Below are 20,602 nucleotides of genomic sequence, written 5' to 3'. Positions count from 1 at the left end.
TAGGTGGTGAATGGATGATTATCCAATTAAGTAATAATAGTGCAAAACCGATTTACGAACAAATTACCGATCAATTAAAACAGGCGATTTTATCAGGTGTGCTCATGACAGGTGACGCGCTCCCCTCGATTCGCGCGCTTGCGAAAGAATTAAAAATTAGTGTAATGACAACAAAACGGGCTTACGCTGATTTAGAACGCGACGGCTTTATCGAAACGATCGCCGGTAAAGGCAGCTATGTCGCAGGGCGCAATCAAGATTTTTTACGCGAGGAATTAATTCGCCAAGTCGAAATACATTTAACAAAGGCCGTGTCCGTTGCGAAGTTGGCGAATGTCAAAAAAGAAGAGTTACATGAGCTACTAGACTTACTATTGGAGGAAGAGCGATGAAGGTCATTGAAGTAAACAACGTATCGAAACGAATCAAAAAATTCCAGCTTAACAATTTGTCATTTTCAGTAGAGGCTGGCACAATTGCAGGCTTTATCGGCCAAAATGGTGCCGGAAAATCCACTACATTAAAGCTCTTGTTGAATTTACTGAAACCAGATGAAGGAGACATTTTTATTCTAGGAAAAAATGTCGCAGAAAATGATTTAGAGACGAAAGCGCAAATCGGTGTGGTGTTCGATGAAATTCATATCCCCCAGCAGTTAACACCAAGGGATATTGACAAGTTATACCGTGAACTCTACCCAAAATGGAACAGCACTTACTTTTTTGACTTACTCGAGCGCTTTGATGTTCGTTCGTATGACACGATTAAAAGTATGTCAAAAGGAATGAAAGCAAAGCTCGGTATTATTACAGCGCTATCGCACGAGCCAAAAGTTTTATTAATGGATGAACCAACAAGTGGGCTGGACCCGATTGCGCGTGATGAGGTATTGGAGCTGCTACAAACGTTTATGGAGCAAGAAGACCGCACGATTTTAATATCTTCCCATATTACGAGTGACTTAGAAAAAATTGCGGATACGATTGTTTTTATTCATGAAGGTGAAATTTTGTTCCATGAAAATAAGGACGACTTACAGTACGGTTACGGCATTTGGAAAGGTACACCAGAAGAAGCACGTATGATTCCAAATCACTCAATTATCAGTAAGCGCGACTATGTATTTGGGGTGGAATATTTAGTGAAGCGTGAGTTTGTCAATCCTACTATTGAGCTTACTAAGCCGACAATTGATGAGTTGATGCTGTTCTTTGTAAGGGGGCGGAAAGGGTGACGCTGTTTTTAATGAGGTATTTTTTAAATGAATTGTCGGGATGGGTGTTGTTTTTACCGCTTTTATTTAGTCCATTTTTGTTGCTTGGCTCACTTACAGGCTCACCCTTTTACTTTATTTTAATGCTCATTATGTTTTCTTGTATCGTTGTATTTTCAAAATACAATGAATCACGTAAGCATTATGCACTAACATTAGCATTAGCACCGATTTCTGTAAAAAAGGTTGTACAGGCTGATTTTGCTTTTTTAAGTTGGATTTCCTTTTGCTACCTAAGCTATGCCTTAGTAGCGTTTACTGCGTTAACATTACTTATAGAAAAAGAATTTATATTTCTTTCAATTAATCAAATTGGTTTTATCATCGGCTGCTGTTTGTTGCTGATTTCACTCAATACCTGGATGATTGCACTACAATTCCACATGATTAATGCTTTGCCAATTATGACTTTACTGTATTTTTTGCTAATCATTATGACCGATTTTACGTTATTTGCTAGCCAATATGGCCTTATCTTTTTCATACTTACACTGAGTGTAACAATCCTCAGCTATTTTGGCACGATTGCACTGAAGGTTAGGAGGCTAGAATTTTAATGACGCAGTTACTACGTCTTCATTTTCGTTTTTCAAGTAAAGCCATTCTTATTCTACTATTCGTCATTATTGGTGTTGCCATCATTTATTCTAGTGAAACCATCCATTTAAATTTAGTCACCCTTATATTTTTACTCATTATGTATTTGCCAACCATTTGCCTTGCACATTTACTCGATGGAAAGTTTAGCGTACTGTTGCGTACCTTTCCGATATCATTCAAACAATTCGTTCAAAGCGCATTTTTATATATGATCATTTTATTTAGTATTTTCTTTGTTCCCATTAGCTTTTGGCTGCTTTATCAACTCTTACGTGAAAATGTTGATACATTTACGCTCTGCTATATTTTATGGGTTGTAGCTTTTGCAGTTGTCACAACAGGCGGTATTTTAAAGGCTTACTTTAAAGAGCCAACAAATTCAAAAGCCTTTTCAGGCGCGGATTTATTTTTTTGTATCATCCTAACAGCGATTCCGCATACGCTACTCTGCTTCTTCTTTTCACTCATTAACTTTGTATTTGTTGGTGCACTCATCACACCTGCTGTTTGCTTGTTTATTTTTTATCGTCAGTATAAGTCATCCGTTGAATTATATAAAAAGGCGGAATTTTTATAAAACGGTTGGGATTGCTACGGTTTATTAGGTTCGTCTCGTTATTTTACAATAAGGTGGTGTTAGTTAGATGGCGCAATTACTACGTTTTCATTTTCGTTTTTCTCGCAAAACCATTTCTATATTTCTCTTTTTAGCCGTTCTGATTTTCATAATCTATTCGAATGCAAAGTTTACGCAAACAATTGATGTCGGCTTATACACATTTTCTAGCTTACTGACCATTTATGTACCTATACTTTCAATTGCGCATATGTTAAGTGCCCAGTTTAGCGTCTTAATTCGAATACTTCCGATTTCACCTAGGCTCTTTGTCAAAAGCTCCTATCTTTATACACTAATGTTATTTAGCATTGTTTTTATCCCTCTTATTTCCATGACTAGTTATCAGTATTTTAAGGGCAATATCAGCGCAATTCCTCTTTGTTATATGTTAGGGATATTCGCTTTTACTCTTCTTGCAACAGGTGGTGCATTAAAGGCACATTTTAAACAGCCTACAAAAACGGAATCTTTCTCGAATTCCGATTTATTCTTTTATATTCTCTTAATTTTTATAAGTCATGTCCTTTTATGCTTGTTCTTTTTTCTTATTCATTTAACTTATATCGGAGCAATTATCACACCCATTGCTTGTTTTTATCTCTTTTATAGACAATACCTAGACGCTATTAAACTTTATGAACAAGCTGAATTTCTATAAAAAAAGGGGCTGCGCGAAAAGCATTCACTTTTCGTGCAGTACTTCGTTCATGTGTTATTTAACCGCTTTAGGGCGGTGCTTCTGCGGTGGTCAGAATAAAGAAAGAATGCTAAGACCGTCACATCCTGTGACAATGCATTCATGACCAGCATCATGCTGGCCTCCATCCTCGGCGCAAAAAGGGATTGACCAACTTTCTGGACAATCCCTTTTCATTATTCGTTTTCCGGACCAATAATCGCAATTGCTGGTTCGGTTAATAAGATTTGTGAAATCAGTTCATCAATTGTTTCCATCGAAATGGTGTCAATTTTCGCTAATACTTCATCGACAGTACGGTGATTTTGGTGAATGAGTTCATTGACTCCGTTACGTGTCATGAAATCTTCTGTACCTTCTAGCCCTAATACGAAACCGCCTTTTAGCTGCTGTTTCGCGTTTTCAAGCTCTTCTTCGGTTACGCCGCCAGTTACCACGTCAAATAACGTTTGGTCAATTTGCTGCTTCAGTGCATCAAGGTTTTGCTTTGAAGCCGATGCATAAATCGTAAATGCCCCAACATCCTCAAAGCTCGATTGATAACTAAATACCGAATAAGCTAACCCACGATCCTCACGCACGTCTTGGAATAGGCGTGAACTCATATTGCCACCGATAATATTATTAAGCGCAATAAAGCTATACATTTTCGGGTCCTTCACGCTAATCGCAGGGAACGAAATCGCGATATGTGCTTGCTCCGTATCACGTGTTTTCTCCACTTCCCCAGCTGTAAACTTAGGGAATGATGGTTTTGACACAACCGCTTGTTCACTTGCCTCGTATTGACCGAAAAGCTGCTCAATTTTTTCAAGTAAGCCGTCTTCGATATTCCCTGCAATTGAAATGACCACATTTTGCGGGCCGTAGTGCTTGGCCATATACTGACGAATCATTGCTTCATCAAAGGTTTCAAGTGTTTCTGGAGTGCCTAAAATCGGACGACCAAGCGCGTCTTCTGGATACATGACTGCCCACAATTTTTCATGCACATCATCAGCAGGATCATCTTCACTCATATAAATTTCTTCTGATACGACTTGACGCTCACGTTCGATGTCTTCTTTTGTGAATAATGAATTGAAAAACATATCTGCTAAAATATCAACTGCAATTTCGCCGTGATGGTCTAATACTTTTGCGTAGTAGCATGTGTTTTCTTTTGATGTAAAGGCATTGATTTCGCCGCCAATGCGGTCAAATTCTTCTGCGATTTGACGCGCTGTACGGTTTTTTGTGCCTTTAAATAGCATATGTTCAATAAAATGCGTAATGCCGTTTTCTTCAATTGTTTCATAGCGTGAACCGGCATTAACCCAAATGCCGACTGACAATGAGCGCACATGTGGCATCTGCTCCGCCACAATACGCACACCATTTTTAGCTGTAATAATTTGTACCATAGTTTGCTCCTTTATTTGGCGCATCACCATAAGTTGGGGATGACAAAGTTTTTATAAATATAATTGGTACTTTTAATAAAGTCCGTTCTGCTACGTTGCGGGGAGAGCGCATTGAATCGGGATGGTTATAGCCCTAAGTCCGTTGTACTACGTTCCGGGGCAGGCTTTTCTGGGGGCGTGGCTCCAAAGCTTTTGTCAAAAAGCTTTGCGACGAAAGCGCCAGCGACAGGAGCAACCTCTTTCCGCACACGCTTTATCCCCTAGGAGTCGCCCACTCCACTCTACTTTGGCATAGAGTAAGCTTCTATATCAAAATGGTGAAGCAAGTAAATTAAAAAGTTATCCCTTTAAAATCTTCTACTTTTAATCAAAAGTAATATAGCAAAAAAATACTATAATAAATTCCCTATCAAAAATAGAATCTGTTTTAATACTTAACCTATTAAGAGGAAATCCTTTTGCCACCATCTGAAAGGCCTGCTCCTGTCGCTACGCTTTCGTCGCAAAACAATAATCAAATCACAAGGCATTTGATTATTCTTTGCCTCGCGTAAGCGCAAGCGGCTTAATTTGAGGTTCTTTACTTCTTCACTTTATAACGAGAGTAAAATGATGGATTGTTGGGCATCGCAAACGGCATAAAAGACAGTCGTAAAGACACGTACAACGTGACTTGTAGGCTGTCATGCCGTAGCCCAACAATCAAAAAAGTAAGCGTTTATCAGAATAACAACCCATATCATATAGTGACCCTTTATTTAAAAAAGAGGCTGTACGTAGTGTACAACCTCTCGTTTTATATTGTAGAAAATACCGCCTACACCTGTTGCTTTACTTTCGGTGCAGAAAACTAATAACTCGCTACGCTAAATTATTTGTTTTCTTCTGCGCGTTCTTTTTCTTCTTTAATCACAATTTTGCGTGATAAGTTTACGCGACCTTGTTTGTCGATTTCGATACATTTCACTAATAGCTCATCGCCTAGTTTTAGTACGTCTTCAACTTCTTTTGTGCGCTCTTCTTGGATTTCTGAGATGTGTAATAATCCATCTTTACCAGGGAAGATTTCACAGAAAGCACCGAATTTTTCGATACGTTTAACAGTCGACATGTAGTACTCGCCCACTTTTGCTTCACGTACGATTGATTCGATCATTTCTTTCGCGCGGTTAATCATTGCTTCATCAGCAGATGCGATGTAAATTGTACCATCTTGCTCTGTATCAATCTTAACGCCTGTTTCGTCAATGATTTTGTTAATCATTTTACCACCTGGTCCGATTACATCACGGATTTTATCAGGGTTGATTTTCACTGTTACGATTTTTGGTGCATGTGTTGATAAAGACGTACGTGGTTCAGAGATTGTTGTTAACATATGCTCTAAAATTTGCATACGACCAATTTTTGCTTGTGTTAACGCTTCTTCTAAGATGTTGCGAGAAAGACCGTCGATTTTAATGTCCATTTGAAGTGCTGTAACGCCTTTAGCCGTACCAGCAACTTTAAAGTCCATATCGCCAAGGTGATCTTCCATCCCTTGAATATCCGTTAATACTGTATAGTTGTCGCCTTTTTTCACAAGACCCATTGCGATACCCGCAACTGGTGCTTTAATCGGAACACCTGCAGCCATTAGAGACATTACTGATGCACAGATTGATGCTTGAGAAGTAGAACCATTTGATTCTAATACTTCCGCTACACAACGAATTGCGTATGGGAAATCCTCTTCTGATGGTAACACAGCTGAAATCGCGCGCTCACCTAATGCACCGTGACCAATTTCACGACGACCTGGAGAACCGTAACGACCTGTTTCACCTACAGAGAATGCAGGGAAGTTGTAATGGTGCATGAAGCGTTTTGATTCTTCTAGACCAATACCATCGATAATTTGAACATCACCTAAAGCACCTAATGTTGTAATCGATAATGCTTGTGTTTGTCCACGTGTGAACATTGCTGAACCGTGTGCACGTGGTAAAAGATCTGTTTCAGATGATAACGGACGAATTTCGTCTTGTTTACGACCATCTGGACGGATTTTGTCTTCTGTAATTAAACGACGTACTTCATCTTTAACCATTTTGTCTAAGATTGAATATACTTGTTTCATTGTCGCATCATCAGCTTCTTCAGCTTGATATGCTTCAATTACGCGTGTTTTTACAGCTGTAATATTTTGTTCACGCTCTTGCTTGTCCACCGTTTGAATCGCAGTGTTCATGTCTGCTTCACAAGTTGCTTTAATAGCCGTTGTTAAGTCTGCATCTAATTCGTAAAGAACCACTTCAATTTTCTCTTTACCAACTGCTGCTACGATTTCTTCTTGGAACGCGATTAATTTTTTAATTTCTTCATGACCAAACATGATCGCTTCTAACATAATTTCTTCAGGAACTTCTAGTGCGCCTGCTTCTACCATGTTGATTGCATCTTTGTTACCAGCTACTGTTAAGTGAACTGTTGACTTCGCTGCTTGATCAACTGTTGGGTTTAATACGAATTCACCATCGATATATCCAACATGTACACCCGCGATTGGGCCATCGAATGGAATATCAGAAATTGCTAATGATAATGAAGAACCAAACATTGCTGATACGTCTGCTGGGCAATCTTGATCAATTGACATAACCATTAAAATAGATTGAACTTCGTTACGGAAGCCATCTGGGAACATCGGACGAATTGGACGGTCGATTAAACGAGATGTTAAGACAGCTGTCTCTGATGGACGACCCTCACGTTTAATGAAACCTCCTGGAATTTTACCTGCTGCATATAAACGTTCTTCAAAGTTAACTGTTAACGGGAAGAAATCTAATGCTTTTGCTTGTTTTGACATTGTTGCTGTTGCTAATACTGCTGTTTCGCCGTAACGAACCATTGCTGCACCATTTGCTTGTTTTGCTAACTGTCCTACCTCTACTACTAAAGGACGGCCAGCCCATTCATACGAAAAGACCTTTTTTTCGTTCATTAAATGAACCCCTTTCTTGTTGAAACACTCTACGTATCATTAGTATGTACAATAGTTAGTGTATCAAAAAAGCTATATCTATGCGAAATTTTTTCAATAAATTCTTTGATTAAATTTAATTTTTTTTATTTGGCGCTCTCTATTAAAAGCATGATTATAAGAAAAGTGCTAAAGCGCCCTTTTAGCTGCGACAAGCGCTTTGGAAGGACCTAGCGTGCTTTGCCACGCGTAGAGACTTGCAGACCGCGCCTCGAGCAGCTAGCGCTTTAGCCTAGACACTGTTATAACGCTAAAATTTCAAGTTACTTGAAAGCATAATAAAAAGCGGGAAAAATCCCGCTTTTTATAGTCAGATTAGCGACGTAATCCTAGTTTGTTGATTAATTCACGGTAACGAGATACTTCGTTTTCACGTAAATATTTTAATAAGTGACGACGTTTACCAACCATTTTTAAAAGACCACGTTGAGAGTGGTAATCTTTTTTGTGTGTACCTAAGTGTGCGTTTAAAGCATTGATTTCTGCAGTTAATACAGCTACTTGTACTTCTGGAGAACCAGTATCAGTATCGTGTACACGGTACTCAGCGATGATTTCGTTTTTACGTTCTTGTGTAATTGCCATTTGAAATGACCTCCTAATTTTAAATATCCCCGTTAGCACAGCAATCGCTGGAGTTGCGCAAAGCCGAGCTAAGGTTCGTACAAATTTGTACTTAGATATAGTATCATAATCCAGTTGAATGTACAACTAAAGAACATTTGAACTAGTAGAAATTCAAAAAAGGAGCTGCGCAAAGGTAATTCCACCTTTTGCGCAGCTCGCTTTTTAATGTAGGTTTATCATTGATAACTATTAAATTAAGGTTTATAGACCTATTTTCATTGAAAGAACGCAATCGCTTGTTGTTTATCCAATTCAATTTGCTGAATAAGTGCCTCAATCCCATTAAACTTCTGCTCGCTTCGGATACGCTTATACCAGGCAACAACAACTTGTTCCCCGTAAATGTTTTTATCAAACTCAAAAATATTTACTTCAATTGATAGTTGCTTTAAGCTTGGGTCGTTAAATGTTGGCTTGTAGCCGACATTGCAGACACCGTTGTGCCACTCGTCTTGTACTAAAATTTTCACGGCATAAACGCCTGTTGATGGCACGAAGCTTCCTTCGATTGGCTGCACGTTTGCTGTTGGAAAGCCCATTGTGCGGCCGCGCTTGTCGCCATGCACGACAATGCCCGGCACTTCAAACGGACGCCCCAGTAATGCATGTGCTTGCTCCATTTCGCCATCTTGTAGTGCTTGGCGAATACGTGTAGAGCTTACTTTTTCATTTTCTTGTTCAAACTTTCCTACAACGGTCACACCAAAATCGTCGCCCGCTAATTGCTGCATCATTGCCATGTTGCCTTTACCAAATGCGCCAAATGAAAAGTCGAAGCCAGCCGATACATGCTTAATATTTAAACCGCGAACGAAATATTGTACGAAGCTCTCGGGTGTTAATTTCGCAAAATCCGACGTAAAGTTTACGACAAATAATGTATCAACGCCCAGCTCCTTTAATTTTTCAATTTTTTGTTCAAGTGGTGTAATGTAAAACACTTTTTCGTTGCGTCCACCTAATACAATTGATGGATGCGGATCGAATGTCATGACCGCACTTTTACATTGCAAACGCACAGCATTGTCTATCGCTGCTTGAATGACTTTTTGATGTCCTGAATGTACCCCGTCAAAAAAGCCGACTGCTAATGAATAGGGCACATCACTTGCCACTAACTTGTGTGGGTACTTTAAATGAATTACTTCCATAATTTCCTCCTATTACACGTTCGGGAACATTTTGTCGAGCTTCATAACCCCTTGTTTTTCTGGATGCTCGATGTATACAGCGAACGCTTTCCCATCCTTCATATAGACAATTTTATCGTACTCTTTTAATAATGGATGAATCGGTAACTGTTGTCCATTGCTAATTTTTTTCTCGTTTGCTGCATCGATTTCAAGCTGCGGATAATCACTTAGCGCGTACTCAACAGGAAGTAAAAACGACAGATCGCCTGCGTCCATTTTCTCTGCTACTTGGGCAAGCGTTAAGCAATTCCCTTCATGGAACGTGCCTGACATTGTGCGCACAAGCTCATGCATATGCGCCGGTACACCTAACGCTTCACCAATTTGTACAGCAAGCGTACGAATATAAGTCCCTTTACTACATTTAATGCGGATGGCAAACTGCACTTCTTCGCCTTCGAATTGCTCGCCCTCTGATAAAAGTTCAAGCTCATAAATATGAATTTTACGCGTAGGGCGCTCCACTGTTTGACCAGCACGTGCATATTCATAAAGTTTTTTTCCGTTTACCTTCACGGCAGAAAACATTGGAGGGGTTTGCTCAATTTCACCTGTTAAGCTCTCTAATGCCTGTAAAATTTTTGCGCGGGTATATGATTTGAAGCTTGTATCTGCTTCTACCGTTTCACCCTCTGCGTCTTCTGTTGTCGTCGTGCGGCCAAGGCTTACCACTGCTTCATACGTTTTACCCGTGTCAGTTAAATATTCTGCGATGCGCGTCGCTTGACCGATACAAATGGGTAGTACACCTTCTACACCTGGATCAAGCGTACCTGTATGTCCTACTTTTTTTGTTTTTAAAATTTTGCGCAATTTAAATACGCAGTCATGACTCGTCATGCCGCGCTCTTTCCATAAAGCTAAAATGCCATCCATATATAAACTCCTTTAATAACCAATATCGAACTTATTATACCGTACTGGAATAAAAAAAGGACAAATTCGCACTGATTCACGAATTTGTCCTTTTCATTATTTATCTTCGTGTAAACCACGTAGTAATGCGTCGATTTTGTTACCATATTCGATTGCTGTATCGAATTCGAACGCTAATTCTGGCGTACGACGTAAGCGAATGCGAGAACCGATTTCTTGGCGCATAAAGCCAGAAGCTTTTTCTAAAGCTTTTAACGATTCCTTGCGCTCACGTTCGTTACCTAGAGATGTAATATAGACTGTCGCTTGTTGAAGATCTCCTGTTACTGCTACTTCTGTTACGGTAATGAAACCAACAGCAGGGTCTTTAATTTTACGTGCAATAATATCCGTAATCTCTTTTTTCATTTGCTCTGCAACACGATTTGAACGTAGAGACATAAAAGTCACCTCATTTAACTTTTTCAGCAGAAATCGCCATCTATATAGATGGTGAAATCAATGCAAATTTCATCTTCTTTCAACATGTACTTAAAAGCCTGCTGAAAGAAGTTAATCCTCCGGAGGATGTTACAGATTCGGTAAGGCCTTACTTTGCGCTAGCGCAAAGCCGAATCTGAACTCAATTACGCCAAGGCGAAATTGATTAATACTTAACTTGCCACAAAACTGTGGAATTTATAAGTATTCTCGGTAAAAATCTAATTGCTCCCACTGCGGGTTTGACTGTAAAAAGTGCACAGCATGCATCAGCTCTCGTTCAGCCGCCTCTTTTGAAGAAGCGACTGCTACAAGCGCTAGACGCGTTCGTTGCCAGACATTTTGATGGTCAATTTCTGCAACGGAAACATTAAATTTTTGTTTTGTGCGTGTCGTCATGCGCTGCAAGACAGCACGCTTTTCTTTTAATGAGTGGGCAGTCTGAATGATAAATTCAATTTCTGCGTATACAATCATTATTTACGAATAATTTCTTCCATTACGAAGGCTTCGATAATGTCGCCTTCTTTAATGTCGTTAAAGTTTTTGATTGTAATACCACACTCATACCCTTTAGCTACTTCTTTCGCGTCATCTTTGAAGCGTTTTAATGTATCTAATTCGCCTTCAAAAATAACCACGTTTTCACGGATAATACGTACGCCGGCATCGCGAACGATTTTACCTTCAATTACGTATGAACCTGCGATTGTACCTACTTTAGATACTTTAATTGTTTGACGAACTTCTGCTTGACCAACGATTTTCTCTTCGAATTCTGGGTCTAACATACCTTTCATCGCTTGCTCGATTTCTTCGATTACTTTGTAGATGATACGGTGTAAGCGAATATCTACGCCTTCTTCGTCTGCTGCACGTTTTGCGTTCACATCAGGACGAACGTTGAAGCCGATTACGATTGCGTTTGAAGCTGCTGCTAATGAAATATCAGACTCTGTAATCGCACCTGCACCCGTATGGATGATTTTTACGTTTACGCCTTCTACATCAATTTTCATTAATGATGAAGCCATCGCCTCTACAGTACCTTGTACGTCTGCTTTAACGATTAAGTTTAATTCTTTCACTTCGCCTTGGCTCATTTGTTCGAATAAGTTATCAAGCGTTATACGTTGTTTTTCAGAACGTTGTGCTTGAATCGCAGTCATTGAACGTGATTCACCAACTTGACGAGCTGTTTTCTCATCTTGGAATACTACGAAACGGTCGCCCGCTTGTGGTACTTCGTTTAAACCAGTAATTTCGATTGGTGTTGATGGGCCAGCCGATTTAATACGACGACCTAAATCATTTACCATCGCACGTACACGGCCATAAGCATGACCTACTACGATTGGATCACCAACGCGTAATGTACCATCTTGAACTAGTAATGTTGCAACTGCACCACGACCTTTGTCAAGTTGTGCTTCGATTACAGAACCAATCGCAGTACGCGTTGGGTTGGCTTTTAATTCGCCTACTTCAGCAGTTAATAGAATCATTTCTAATAACTCATCGATACCTTCACCTTTTAATGCAGAAATTGGTACGAAGATTGTATCGCCGCCCCATGCTTCTGGCACTAAACCGTGTTCTGTTAATTCTTGTTGTACACGATCAGGGTTTGCTGATGGTTTATCCATTTTGTTTACCGCAACGATAATTGGCACCTCTGCCGCTTTCGCGTGGTTAATTGCTTCTACAGTTTGAGGCATTACACCGTCATCTGCTGCTACTACGATAATCGCGATATCTGTTACAGATGCACCACGCGCACGCATTGTTGTGAAGGCTGCGTGACCAGGTGTATCTAAGAACGTGATTTTTTTATCTTCAACTGATACTTGGTAAGCACCGATATGCTGAGTGATACCGCCTGCTTCGCCAGCAGTTACTTTTGTATTACGAATTGAGTCAAGTAATGTTGTTTTACCGTGGTCAACGTGCCCCATGATTGTTACAACAGCTGGACGCTCTTCAAGTGCATTTTCATCTACTTCTACGATTGTTTCGTCGAAGTACGTATCTAAATCTGTTTTGTCGATGCGAATTTCTTCTTCTACTTCTACACCGTAGTCAGCACAGATTAATTCGATTGCATCTTTATCAAGCTCTTGGTTGATTGTTGCCATAACGCCAAGCATGAATAATTTTTTGATAATTTCAGATGGCTCGCGGTGTAATTTCTTCGCAAGTTCTGCAACTGATAAACTTTCATAGAAAGTAATTTTTTCAGGTAATTCTTTTTGTACCATTGGTTGTGGTGCTGGACGGTGTGTACGACGTTTACCGCCGTTAATACCTGGTTTACGGCGTTGTTGATAGCCACCTTTGTTGTTACCTGGTGTGTTGCCGCCTTTATTGTTGTTGCCTGGTGTGTTGCCGCCTTTGCGGTTGTTGTTGTTATTTTGAGTCATATTTCGATTTTGGTTACCTTTTTCATTTCTTAGTTTTTCGCTTGATTGCGATTTTGGTTGCCCTGAGGCTGTGTTGGTTTTGTTCGGTTGTTGATTAGTTGAAGCAGACTGTTGACGCTCCTGCTTTTTCTCATGCTGTACTTTGTTCTGCCCTTGCTTTTGTACTGGCTTTTGCGCCGGTTTTCCAGCATTGGCAGATGATGATTTTGCAGGAGAATCTTTTGCTGGTCCTGCTGCTTGCTTAAAGACAGAATCAAGTTTTGAAAGCGTCGTTTCATTTAATACCGCCATATGATTATTCACTGGCTGATTAAATTTCGCGAGCTGCTCAATAACTTCCTTACTTGTTTTGTTTACCTTTTTCGCATATTCATGAACTCTTACGTTGCTCATCTGCTCACCCCCGATTATTTTTCGTTGAGTAGACTAGACATTTTTTTAGCAAATCCGCTATCAGAGATAGCAAGCGCTACACGGTGTTCTTTCCCGGTAGCATGTCCAAGATCATAACGATCCCCAAAAACATGATACTCAACATGATAATACGTACATTTGTCTTGAATCTTTTTACTAGTATTGTCCGAAGCATCTGATGCGAGTAATACTAGTTGGGCTCTGCCGCTTTGAATTTCTTTCACGACGAGCTCTTCTCCAGAGATTACCTTGCGTGCACGTGCTGCTATACCTAATAGCTGTAACAATGCCGTGTTTGTCATAAAATAGACTCCCTACGGATCAGTGTTAATAGCTCTTCGTACACTTCATCTGGTACTTTTGCTTCTAGCTGACGATCTAAAATATTTTTCTTGCGTGCAATTTCAACGGCTTGCTCTGATTTTGATACATACGCACCGCGACCAGATTTTTTACCAGTAATATCAACGCTTACGTCGCCTTCTTTCGAGCGAACGACGCGAATCATTGCTTTTTTCGGTAACATTTCACCTGTTGCTACACATTTTCGTAAAGGGATTTTTTTACCTACAACCATATGCTCACCCTCCTAGTAAAACTTTTGGTGAAGCCTATTCTTCGTCGTCACCATATAAATCAAATTTAACTTCTTCGTTGTCTTCGCTTGGAACGAATAAGCTTGTTTCAGAAGGATAAATCCCTAATTCACGTGCATCCGTTTCCGACTTAATGTCGATTTTCCAGCCAGTTAACTTCGCCGCTAAACGAGCATTTTGACCACGTTTACCAATTGCTAAAGATAGTTGATAATCTGGTACTACTACAGTAGTTGACTTTTCTTCTTCATTCACCTGTACATCTAATACTTTAGATGGGCTAAGGGCATTCGCTACGAATACGACTGGATCTTCAGACCATTCTACGATGTCGATTTTCTCACCATTTAGTTCATTCACGATTGTTTGTACACGAGCACCTTTCGCTCCTACACATGAACCTACAGGATCTACTTCTTCATTATGTGCATACACTGAAATTTTAGAACGGTCGCCCGCTTCACGTGCAATCGATTTGATTTCAACCGTACCATCATAAATTTCCGGTACTTCCATTTCGAATAGACGGCGTAATAATCCAGGATGTGTACGAGATACAATTACTTGTGGGCCACGTGTTGTGCGTTCCACTTTCGTGATGTATACGCGAATACGTGCTGTTGGCTTGTAAACTTCACCTGGCATTTGCTCATTTAATGGTAATGCCGCTTCTACTTTACCAATTGACACGTAAATGTTACGTGCATCTTGACGCTCGATTAAACCTGATACGATATCGTCTTCACGGTCAACATACTCTTCGTAAATTAAACCGCGCTCTGCTTCACGCACACGTTGCGTTACAACTTGTTTCGCTGTTTGTGCAGCGATACGACCGAAGTTACGTGGTGTTACTTCTTCTTCTACAACGTCGCCAATTTGGAAAGCAGGGTTGATGAATTGTGCATCTTCTAATGCGATTTCTAAACGCTCATCTTCCACATCTTCTACGACATCTTTACGAGAATAGACAACCATAGTACCTGTATTTAAGTTTAAGTCTACACGCACGTTTTGTGCTTGGTTAAAGTTACGTTTGTAAGCCGTTACTAAAGCCGCTTCAATCGCCTCAATTAATACATCTCTTGAAATACCTTTCTGCTCTTCAAGGGCAGTTAGGGCATCTAGTAATTCACTACTCATTTTGTTTTCACTCCTAAATTTGCTTGTCAGAAAAATCGATAGCAAGACGTGCTTGCGCAATTTTTTCTTTTTCGATTTGTATTGTTAATTTACGTGTTTTGATGCGGATTTCAATTTCTAAAAATTCATCTGTATAGGCGCGTAAATAACCATAGAATTCTTTTAAGTCTTTCACTGGCTCATACGTTTTCACATAAATATATTGGCCAATTGCCTTTTCAAAGTCCTGTTGTTTTTTTAACGGACGTTCAGCTCCTGGTGAAGAAACTTCTAAATAGTAGTTTTCCTCAATTGGATCATTTTCATCCAGTTTCTCGCTTAAACGTTCACTTACTTGCGCACATTGTAAAATATCAATGCCGCCAGCAGGTGTGTCAACATAAATACGAAGGAACCAGTCGCGTCCTTCTTTCAAGAACTCGATATCAACTAATTCTAATTCAAGTTCTTCAACGATCGGTGTCACTAGCTCTTCAATGATCGACGTAACTTTGCTCATCGTATCCTCCTATCGCTTTCACCTTTTCAAGTAAAAGACGAGTATTTCATTGAAAAATTTGTATCAATTACGCACCGGTTGTATATGATAAATAGCCATGTAAACAACAGAAAAGAGCGGGAAAACCCACTCTTTTGCTGGCGAACTATCAACAAATTATTACAATTAGCATAGCACAAACACTTTGCTAATGCAAATTTTGCCGATGCTTATATCTTTTTCTTGCTGGACCATTTAGAACAGCGATAACTGGTTGGCATCTGGCATGCCTTCTAAGCAGCCTAGCTCATCCATATACTCAATTAACGTTTTCGATACACGGCCACGTTGCTGTAAGTCTTCCTTCGATAAAAACTCACCGTTTTTACGTGCTTCTACAATTTGCTTCGCTACATTCGTTCCAAGTCCCGGAATCGCATCGAATGGAGGAATTAACGAATTCCCTTCAATTATAAATTCACTTGCATGCGATTTATACAGGTCAATCTTTTTGAAGTTCATCCCGCGCTCACACATTTCAAGTGCAATTTCCATAACGGTTAGTAAACTTTTTTCTTTCGGTGCAGCATCTAAGCCCTTCATGTTAATTTCATCGATTCTTTTACGAATCATAACAGAGCCTTGTGTCATCGAAATTAAATCAAAGTCCGATGCACGTACCGTAAAGTATGCAGCATAATATAGAATTGGGTGATGCACTTTAAACCAGGCGATACGCACGGCCATTAATACGTAGGCTGCCGCATGGGCTTTCGGGAACATGTACTTAATCTTTTTACATGAATCGATATACCATTCTGGCACTTTTTTCGCGCGCATTTCGGCTTCCATCTCATCTGTTAGGCCCTTCCCTTTACGCACCGACTCCATAATTTTAAACGCAAATGATGGCTCAAGATCTTGATAAATTAAATAAACCATAATATCGTCACGACAACCAATTACTTCTTTTAAGACACATGTACCGTCTTTAATCAGATCTGCTGCGTTTCCTAGCCATACGTCCGTACCATGAGAAAGTCCTGAAATTTGGACAAGCTCACTAAATGTCGTTGGTTTTGTTTCCTCTAACATTTGGCGAACGAATTTTGTTCCAAACTCAGGGATTCCGAGTGTCCCTGTTTTGGCACCAATTTGTTTTTCCGTGACCCCAAGCGATTCCGTTGAACTGAAAATTTTCATTACGATTGGATCATCAGTTGGAATCGTTTTTGGATCAATGCCCGATAAATCCTGCAGCATACGAATTACGGTCGGATCATCGTGCCCAAGAATATCGAGTTTTAAAATATTATCGTGAATCGAGTGGAAGTCAAAGTGTGTCGTTTTCCACTCTGAATCCTGCGCATCAGCCGGGAATTGTACCGGCGAGAAATCGTAAATGTCCATATAATCTGGTACTACGATAATGCCCCCTGGATGCTGCCCTGTCGTACGCTTTACGCCAGTACAGCCTTGTACAAGACGATCGACTTCTGCATTTCGATACGTAAGATTATTATCATTCGCATAGCCCTTTACATAACCATACGCGGTTTTCTCTGCAACGGTACCAATCGTTCCCGCGCGGAATACATAATCTTCACCGAATAGCTCTTTTGTATAATTATGTGCTTGCGGTTGATATTCACCAGAGAAGTTGAGATCGATATCGGGTACCTTATCTCCCTTGAATCCAAGGAACGTTTCAAACGGGATATCTTGCCCGTCTTTTTTATACTGTGCCCCACATTCAGGACATACTTTATTCGGTAAGTCATACCCGGATGCAACCGAACCATCTGCGATAAATTCCGAATGCTTACATGCTGGACATACATAATGCGGTGGCAATGGATTCACTTCGGTAATCTCCATAAACGTTGCAACAAGTGAAGAACCAACCGAACCACGCGAACCTACTAAATAACCGTCCGCTAATGATTTTTTTACGAGCTTCGCGGAAATTAAATAAATTACCCCGAATCCATGCCCTAAAATCGACTTTAATTCTTTGTCGATACGGGCCTGCACAATTTCCGGTAAGTTTTCACCATAAATTTGGTGCGCCATTTCGTACGTTAAATTCGTAACCTCGTCATCCGAGCCTTCGATTTTTGGTGTATATAAATCATCTTTAATCGGTTTGACATCACCAATCATATCCGCGATGAACTGTGTATTCGTTACAACGACCTCTTTCGCTAAATCAGGTCCTAAGAAATCGAATTCTTTTAGCATTTCATCGGTTGTACGGAAATGCACTTTTGGTAGCTTATTACGGTTAAGTGGATTGGCTCCACCCATTGAGCCGATTAAAATTTGACGGAACTTCGCATCTGTTTCATGTAAATAGTGTACGTTACCTGTTGCTGCGACTGGAATGTTTAGCTTTTTCCCCATCTTGACAATACGGCGAATAATATCTTCTAGCGCCCATTCATCATGCACCGTCCCACCATCGACTAATGGCGAATAGACTGGCTTTGGCATAATTTCTAAATAATCATAGAAGCGCGCCATACGTTCCGCTTCCTCTTGTGTTTTGTTCATCATCGTTTCAAATAATTCACCGTTTGAACAACCCGAACCAACAATGAGCCCGTCGCGTAGCTTTTGTAAATCCGAGCGACGAATACGCGGTACACGATAAAACGTTTGTGTATGCGCAATGGAAACTAACTTAAATAAGTTTTTGAGTCCATCATTATTAACTGCTAAAATCGTACAGTGACTTGGACGCGCCTGTTTGTAGCCATCCTCACCACCTACATGATCATTCATTTCAAGTAAGTTGTGAATCCCTAAATCTGTCGCTTGCTTCATTAAATATAAAAACAACTCAGCCGTTGCCTCGGTATCATAAATGGCACGGTGATGTTGCGTTAATTCGATATTATATTTTTTCGTTAACGTTTTTAAGCTATGCGATTTTTGGCCAGGGTTCACAAGTCGTGATAGCTCGACCGTATCAATCCCTGGGTGACGCACGTCAATCCCTGCGTTTTTATAGGCCACATATAAGAAGCCTAAGTCAAATGCTGCATTGTGGGCGACTAATACTGCTTCACCAATAAAATCACGGAATTCTGCAATGACATCGCTTAGTTCAGGAGCTGTTACTAGCATGTCATCGGTAATATGTGTTAATTCAATAATTTTCGCTGTTAATTTACGATGCGGATTGGCAAAGCGTTCAAACGTATCAATGACTTGCCCGTTTTGAATTTTTACGGCAGCCAGCTCGATGATTGTATCGTAGACATTGGAGAAACCAGTTGTCTCTACGTCAAATACGATATACGTTTCATTTTCTAGCATGCGGTCTTGTGGATCATAGACGATTGGCTTGCCGTCATCCACTAAGTTCGCTTCTAAGCCGTAAATCACTTTAATGCCGTTTTTCTTACCAGCCGAATAGGCATCCGGGAATGCTTGTACGACCGCATGATCGGTAATCGCAATCGCGGGGTGTCCCCATTTGGCTGCTTGAGCAACGAGCTTATCAACAGGTGTCATTGCATCCATTTGACTCATCGGTGAATGTAAATGGAGCTCTACACGCTTTTCTCCTTCAGGTGCTGAATCTTTTCGTGGCTCATGCTTCACTTCATTAATATCACGGGCCATCATGACTAAATCACGCGCGAAGGTATCCATTTGAATTGCCCCACGTACGCGTACCCACATCCCTTTACTCAGTTGATTCATTTTTACAACGTCCTCATCACCATTTGAGAACATTTTAATCATTAATGAATCGGTGTAATCCGACATTTTAAATTCTAAAATTGAACGCCCACTACGAAGTTCTTTCACTTCTACAGCGAAAATAAAGCCTTCAATAATAATCGAACGTTCTTCTTCTAGGATTGTACGGATTTCCGTTGTTTCTGCATTTTTAATCAATGCGCCGATTTGGAATGGTGCCTCACTTTGGGTTGCACCTGGATTATCCGCTTTTACTTTTTCACGTGCCGCAAAATCCGCCATCGCTTGTTTCGATAGACGTTCCTCTTCTTCTCGGCGCTGTTCATAAAATGCTGCTTGCTGGGCAACGAATTCTTCGGACTCCTCCACTAACTTAAAGTCTAATGGAATATGAGGGAAGCCGAACTCTTTATAAGATAAGGCGATTTTCTCGGTATACTTCGTTTTTAAAATGGATAATTCGTGCTCAAGCATCGATGTGACAACGAGCTTATTGCCTGTCCAGTGTGGTGTTTGCTTTAATAAGTTTTCTCGTAGCAGTGGCGACATTTCACCAAGCTGCTCGATCGCTACTTGCCAATATTCTAATAGATGCTGCTCATTAACTACCGGATTCAGTGATTCAATCGTTAGTGAGACGTTTGCAATATGTGAAAATTTCTCAGCCATGCGCATACGTAATAGCTGATACACCTGGAATGGTAAAATATTTTCGATTTGAATTTTGAAGTGCCACACACGTTTCTTTTTCTGTACGGTAACACGTTCGAGTGCGCCATTTTCAAAAAAGGACATGTAGACATCATCAGTCAATTCAAGCTGTTGTAAGAGAAGTAGGAATTTCTGTCTTCCTTCCTGTTTTGACAATTGTTTCACCCTTTCTATATAGGAAAAGCGCTAAAGCGCCCGTCCAGCCACGATAGACATTGGAGAACCCGATTCAAAAGTAAATGCTCCACCACTTTTGAAAAGAGGGTTCGAAATGTCCGAGGGGCTGGCGCTTTAGCCTAGACACCGAAAAAGAAAGGAAAGTACATGAAACCTGTA

Annotated in this window: 18 protein-coding genes; 5 read left to right on the top strand and 13 right to left on the bottom strand. The window is 40.3% G+C overall.

All coding sequences use genetic code 11. From position 1 onward, the window contains the following. Positions 1-14 precede the first annotated feature (14 nt). The 5 genes from NSQ62_RS04525 (at position 15) to NSQ62_RS04505 (ending at position 3,150) form a co-directional block, all read left to right on the top strand. Positions 15-392 (top strand): GntR family transcriptional regulator, encoded by a 378-nt coding sequence (locus NSQ62_RS04525; RefSeq protein ID WP_341322737.1) that lies wholly within the window; start codon positions 15-17, stop codon positions 390-392. Beyond that, positions 389-1,234 carry an ABC transporter ATP-binding protein gene (locus NSQ62_RS04520; protein ID WP_341322736.1) on the top strand — a complete coding sequence of 282 codons (846 nt, stop codon included), beginning with the start codon at positions 389-391 and terminating at the stop codon, positions 1,232-1,234. The genes NSQ62_RS04525 and NSQ62_RS04520 overlap by 4 nt, the downstream gene beginning before the upstream one ends. Further along, a complete protein-coding gene (locus NSQ62_RS04515) occupies positions 1,231-1,830 on the top strand; it encodes a hypothetical protein (RefSeq protein ID WP_341322735.1) in 600 nt (199 codons plus the stop codon). The genes NSQ62_RS04520 and NSQ62_RS04515 overlap by 4 nt, the downstream gene beginning before the upstream one ends. Then, positions 1,830-2,450, top strand: coding sequence for a hypothetical protein (locus NSQ62_RS04510; protein WP_341322734.1), 621 nt, complete (start codon positions 1,830-1,832; stop codon positions 2,448-2,450). The genes NSQ62_RS04515 and NSQ62_RS04510 overlap by 1 nt, the downstream gene beginning before the upstream one ends. A 67-nt stretch (positions 2,451-2,517) precedes the next feature. Next, complete coding sequence (locus NSQ62_RS04505) at positions 2,518-3,150, top strand: hypothetical protein (protein ID WP_341322733.1); 633 nt, start codon at positions 2,518-2,520, stop codon at positions 3,148-3,150. A gap of 215 nt (positions 3,151-3,365) precedes the next feature. Here NSQ62_RS04505 and NSQ62_RS04500 read toward each other — a convergent pair whose 3' ends face one another. The 13 genes from NSQ62_RS04500 to NSQ62_RS04440 all read right to left on the bottom strand — a co-directional run bounded on the left by NSQ62_RS04500 (position 3,366) and on the right by NSQ62_RS04440 (position 20,422). Beyond that, positions 3,366-4,592, bottom strand: a complete 1,227-nt coding sequence (locus NSQ62_RS04500; RefSeq protein WP_341322732.1) for a pitrilysin family protein — start codon at positions 4,590-4,592, stop codon at positions 3,366-3,368. A gap of 871 nt (positions 4,593-5,463) precedes the next feature. Further along, a complete protein-coding gene (pnp, locus tag NSQ62_RS04495; RefSeq protein WP_341322731.1) occupies positions 5,464-7,578 on the bottom strand; it encodes a polyribonucleotide nucleotidyltransferase in 2,115 nt (704 codons plus the stop codon). A 354-nt stretch (positions 7,579-7,932) separates the two neighbouring features. Then, on the bottom strand, positions 7,933-8,202 hold the full coding sequence (gene rpsO / locus NSQ62_RS04490) for a 30S ribosomal protein S15 (protein ID WP_341322730.1): 270 nt from the start codon (positions 8,200-8,202) through the stop codon (positions 7,933-7,935). Between the two features lie 257 nt (positions 8,203-8,459). Beyond that, complete coding sequence (gene ribF, locus NSQ62_RS04485; protein WP_341322729.1) at positions 8,460-9,395, bottom strand: riboflavin biosynthesis protein RibF; 936 nt, start codon at positions 9,393-9,395, stop codon at positions 8,460-8,462. Positions 9,396-9,407: 12 nt separating this feature from the next. Continuing rightward, positions 9,408-10,313: a tRNA pseudouridine(55) synthase TruB gene (gene truB, locus NSQ62_RS04480; protein ID WP_341322728.1), complete on the bottom strand. Its 906-nt coding sequence runs from the start codon at positions 10,311-10,313 to the stop codon at positions 9,408-9,410. 96 nt (positions 10,314-10,409) lie between these two features. Further along, positions 10,410-10,754 (bottom strand): 30S ribosome-binding factor RbfA, encoded by a 345-nt coding sequence (rbfA, locus tag NSQ62_RS04475; protein ID WP_341322727.1) that lies wholly within the window; start codon positions 10,752-10,754, stop codon positions 10,410-10,412. A 237-nt stretch (positions 10,755-10,991) separates the two neighbouring features. Next, positions 10,992-11,270: a DUF503 domain-containing protein gene (locus tag NSQ62_RS04470; protein ID WP_341322726.1), complete on the bottom strand. Its 279-nt coding sequence runs from the start codon at positions 11,268-11,270 to the stop codon at positions 10,992-10,994. Continuing rightward, complete coding sequence (infB, locus tag NSQ62_RS04465; protein ID WP_341322725.1) at positions 11,270-13,606, bottom strand: translation initiation factor IF-2; 2,337 nt, start codon at positions 13,604-13,606, stop codon at positions 11,270-11,272. The genes NSQ62_RS04470 and infB overlap by 1 nt, the downstream gene beginning before the upstream one ends. Before the next feature lie 14 nt (positions 13,607-13,620). Then, positions 13,621-13,929, bottom strand: a complete 309-nt coding sequence (locus NSQ62_RS04460) for a YlxQ family RNA-binding protein (protein ID WP_341322724.1) — start codon at positions 13,927-13,929, stop codon at positions 13,621-13,623. After that, positions 13,926-14,204, bottom strand: coding sequence for a YlxR family protein (locus tag NSQ62_RS04455; protein WP_341322723.1), 279 nt, complete (start codon positions 14,202-14,204; stop codon positions 13,926-13,928). Before NSQ62_RS04455 ends, NSQ62_RS04460 begins: the two co-directional genes overlap by 4 nt. A 34-nt stretch (positions 14,205-14,238) precedes the next feature. Beyond that, entirely contained in the window at positions 14,239-15,366 is a 1,128-nt protein-coding gene (nusA, locus tag NSQ62_RS04450) for a transcription termination factor NusA (RefSeq protein WP_341322722.1), read from the bottom strand. A gap of 13 nt (positions 15,367-15,379) precedes the next feature. After that, a complete protein-coding gene (rimP, locus tag NSQ62_RS04445; protein ID WP_341322721.1) occupies positions 15,380-15,865 on the bottom strand; it encodes a ribosome maturation factor RimP in 486 nt (161 codons plus the stop codon). A gap of 234 nt (positions 15,866-16,099) precedes the next feature. Then, the gene (locus tag NSQ62_RS04440; protein ID WP_341322720.1) at positions 16,100-20,422 is read right to left on the bottom strand and encodes a PolC-type DNA polymerase III; all 4,323 of its coding nucleotides are present in this window, start codon (positions 20,420-20,422) and stop codon (positions 16,100-16,102) included. Positions 20,423-20,602 lie beyond the last annotated feature (180 nt).

The sequence above is a fragment of the Solibacillus sp. FSL H8-0523 genome (assembly GCF_038051985.1).
GTDB lineage: Bacteria > Bacillota > Bacilli > Bacillales_A > Planococcaceae > Solibacillus.
Note: the sequence above shows the minus strand (reverse complement) of the source record. Positions and strands in the feature narration are given on the sequence as shown.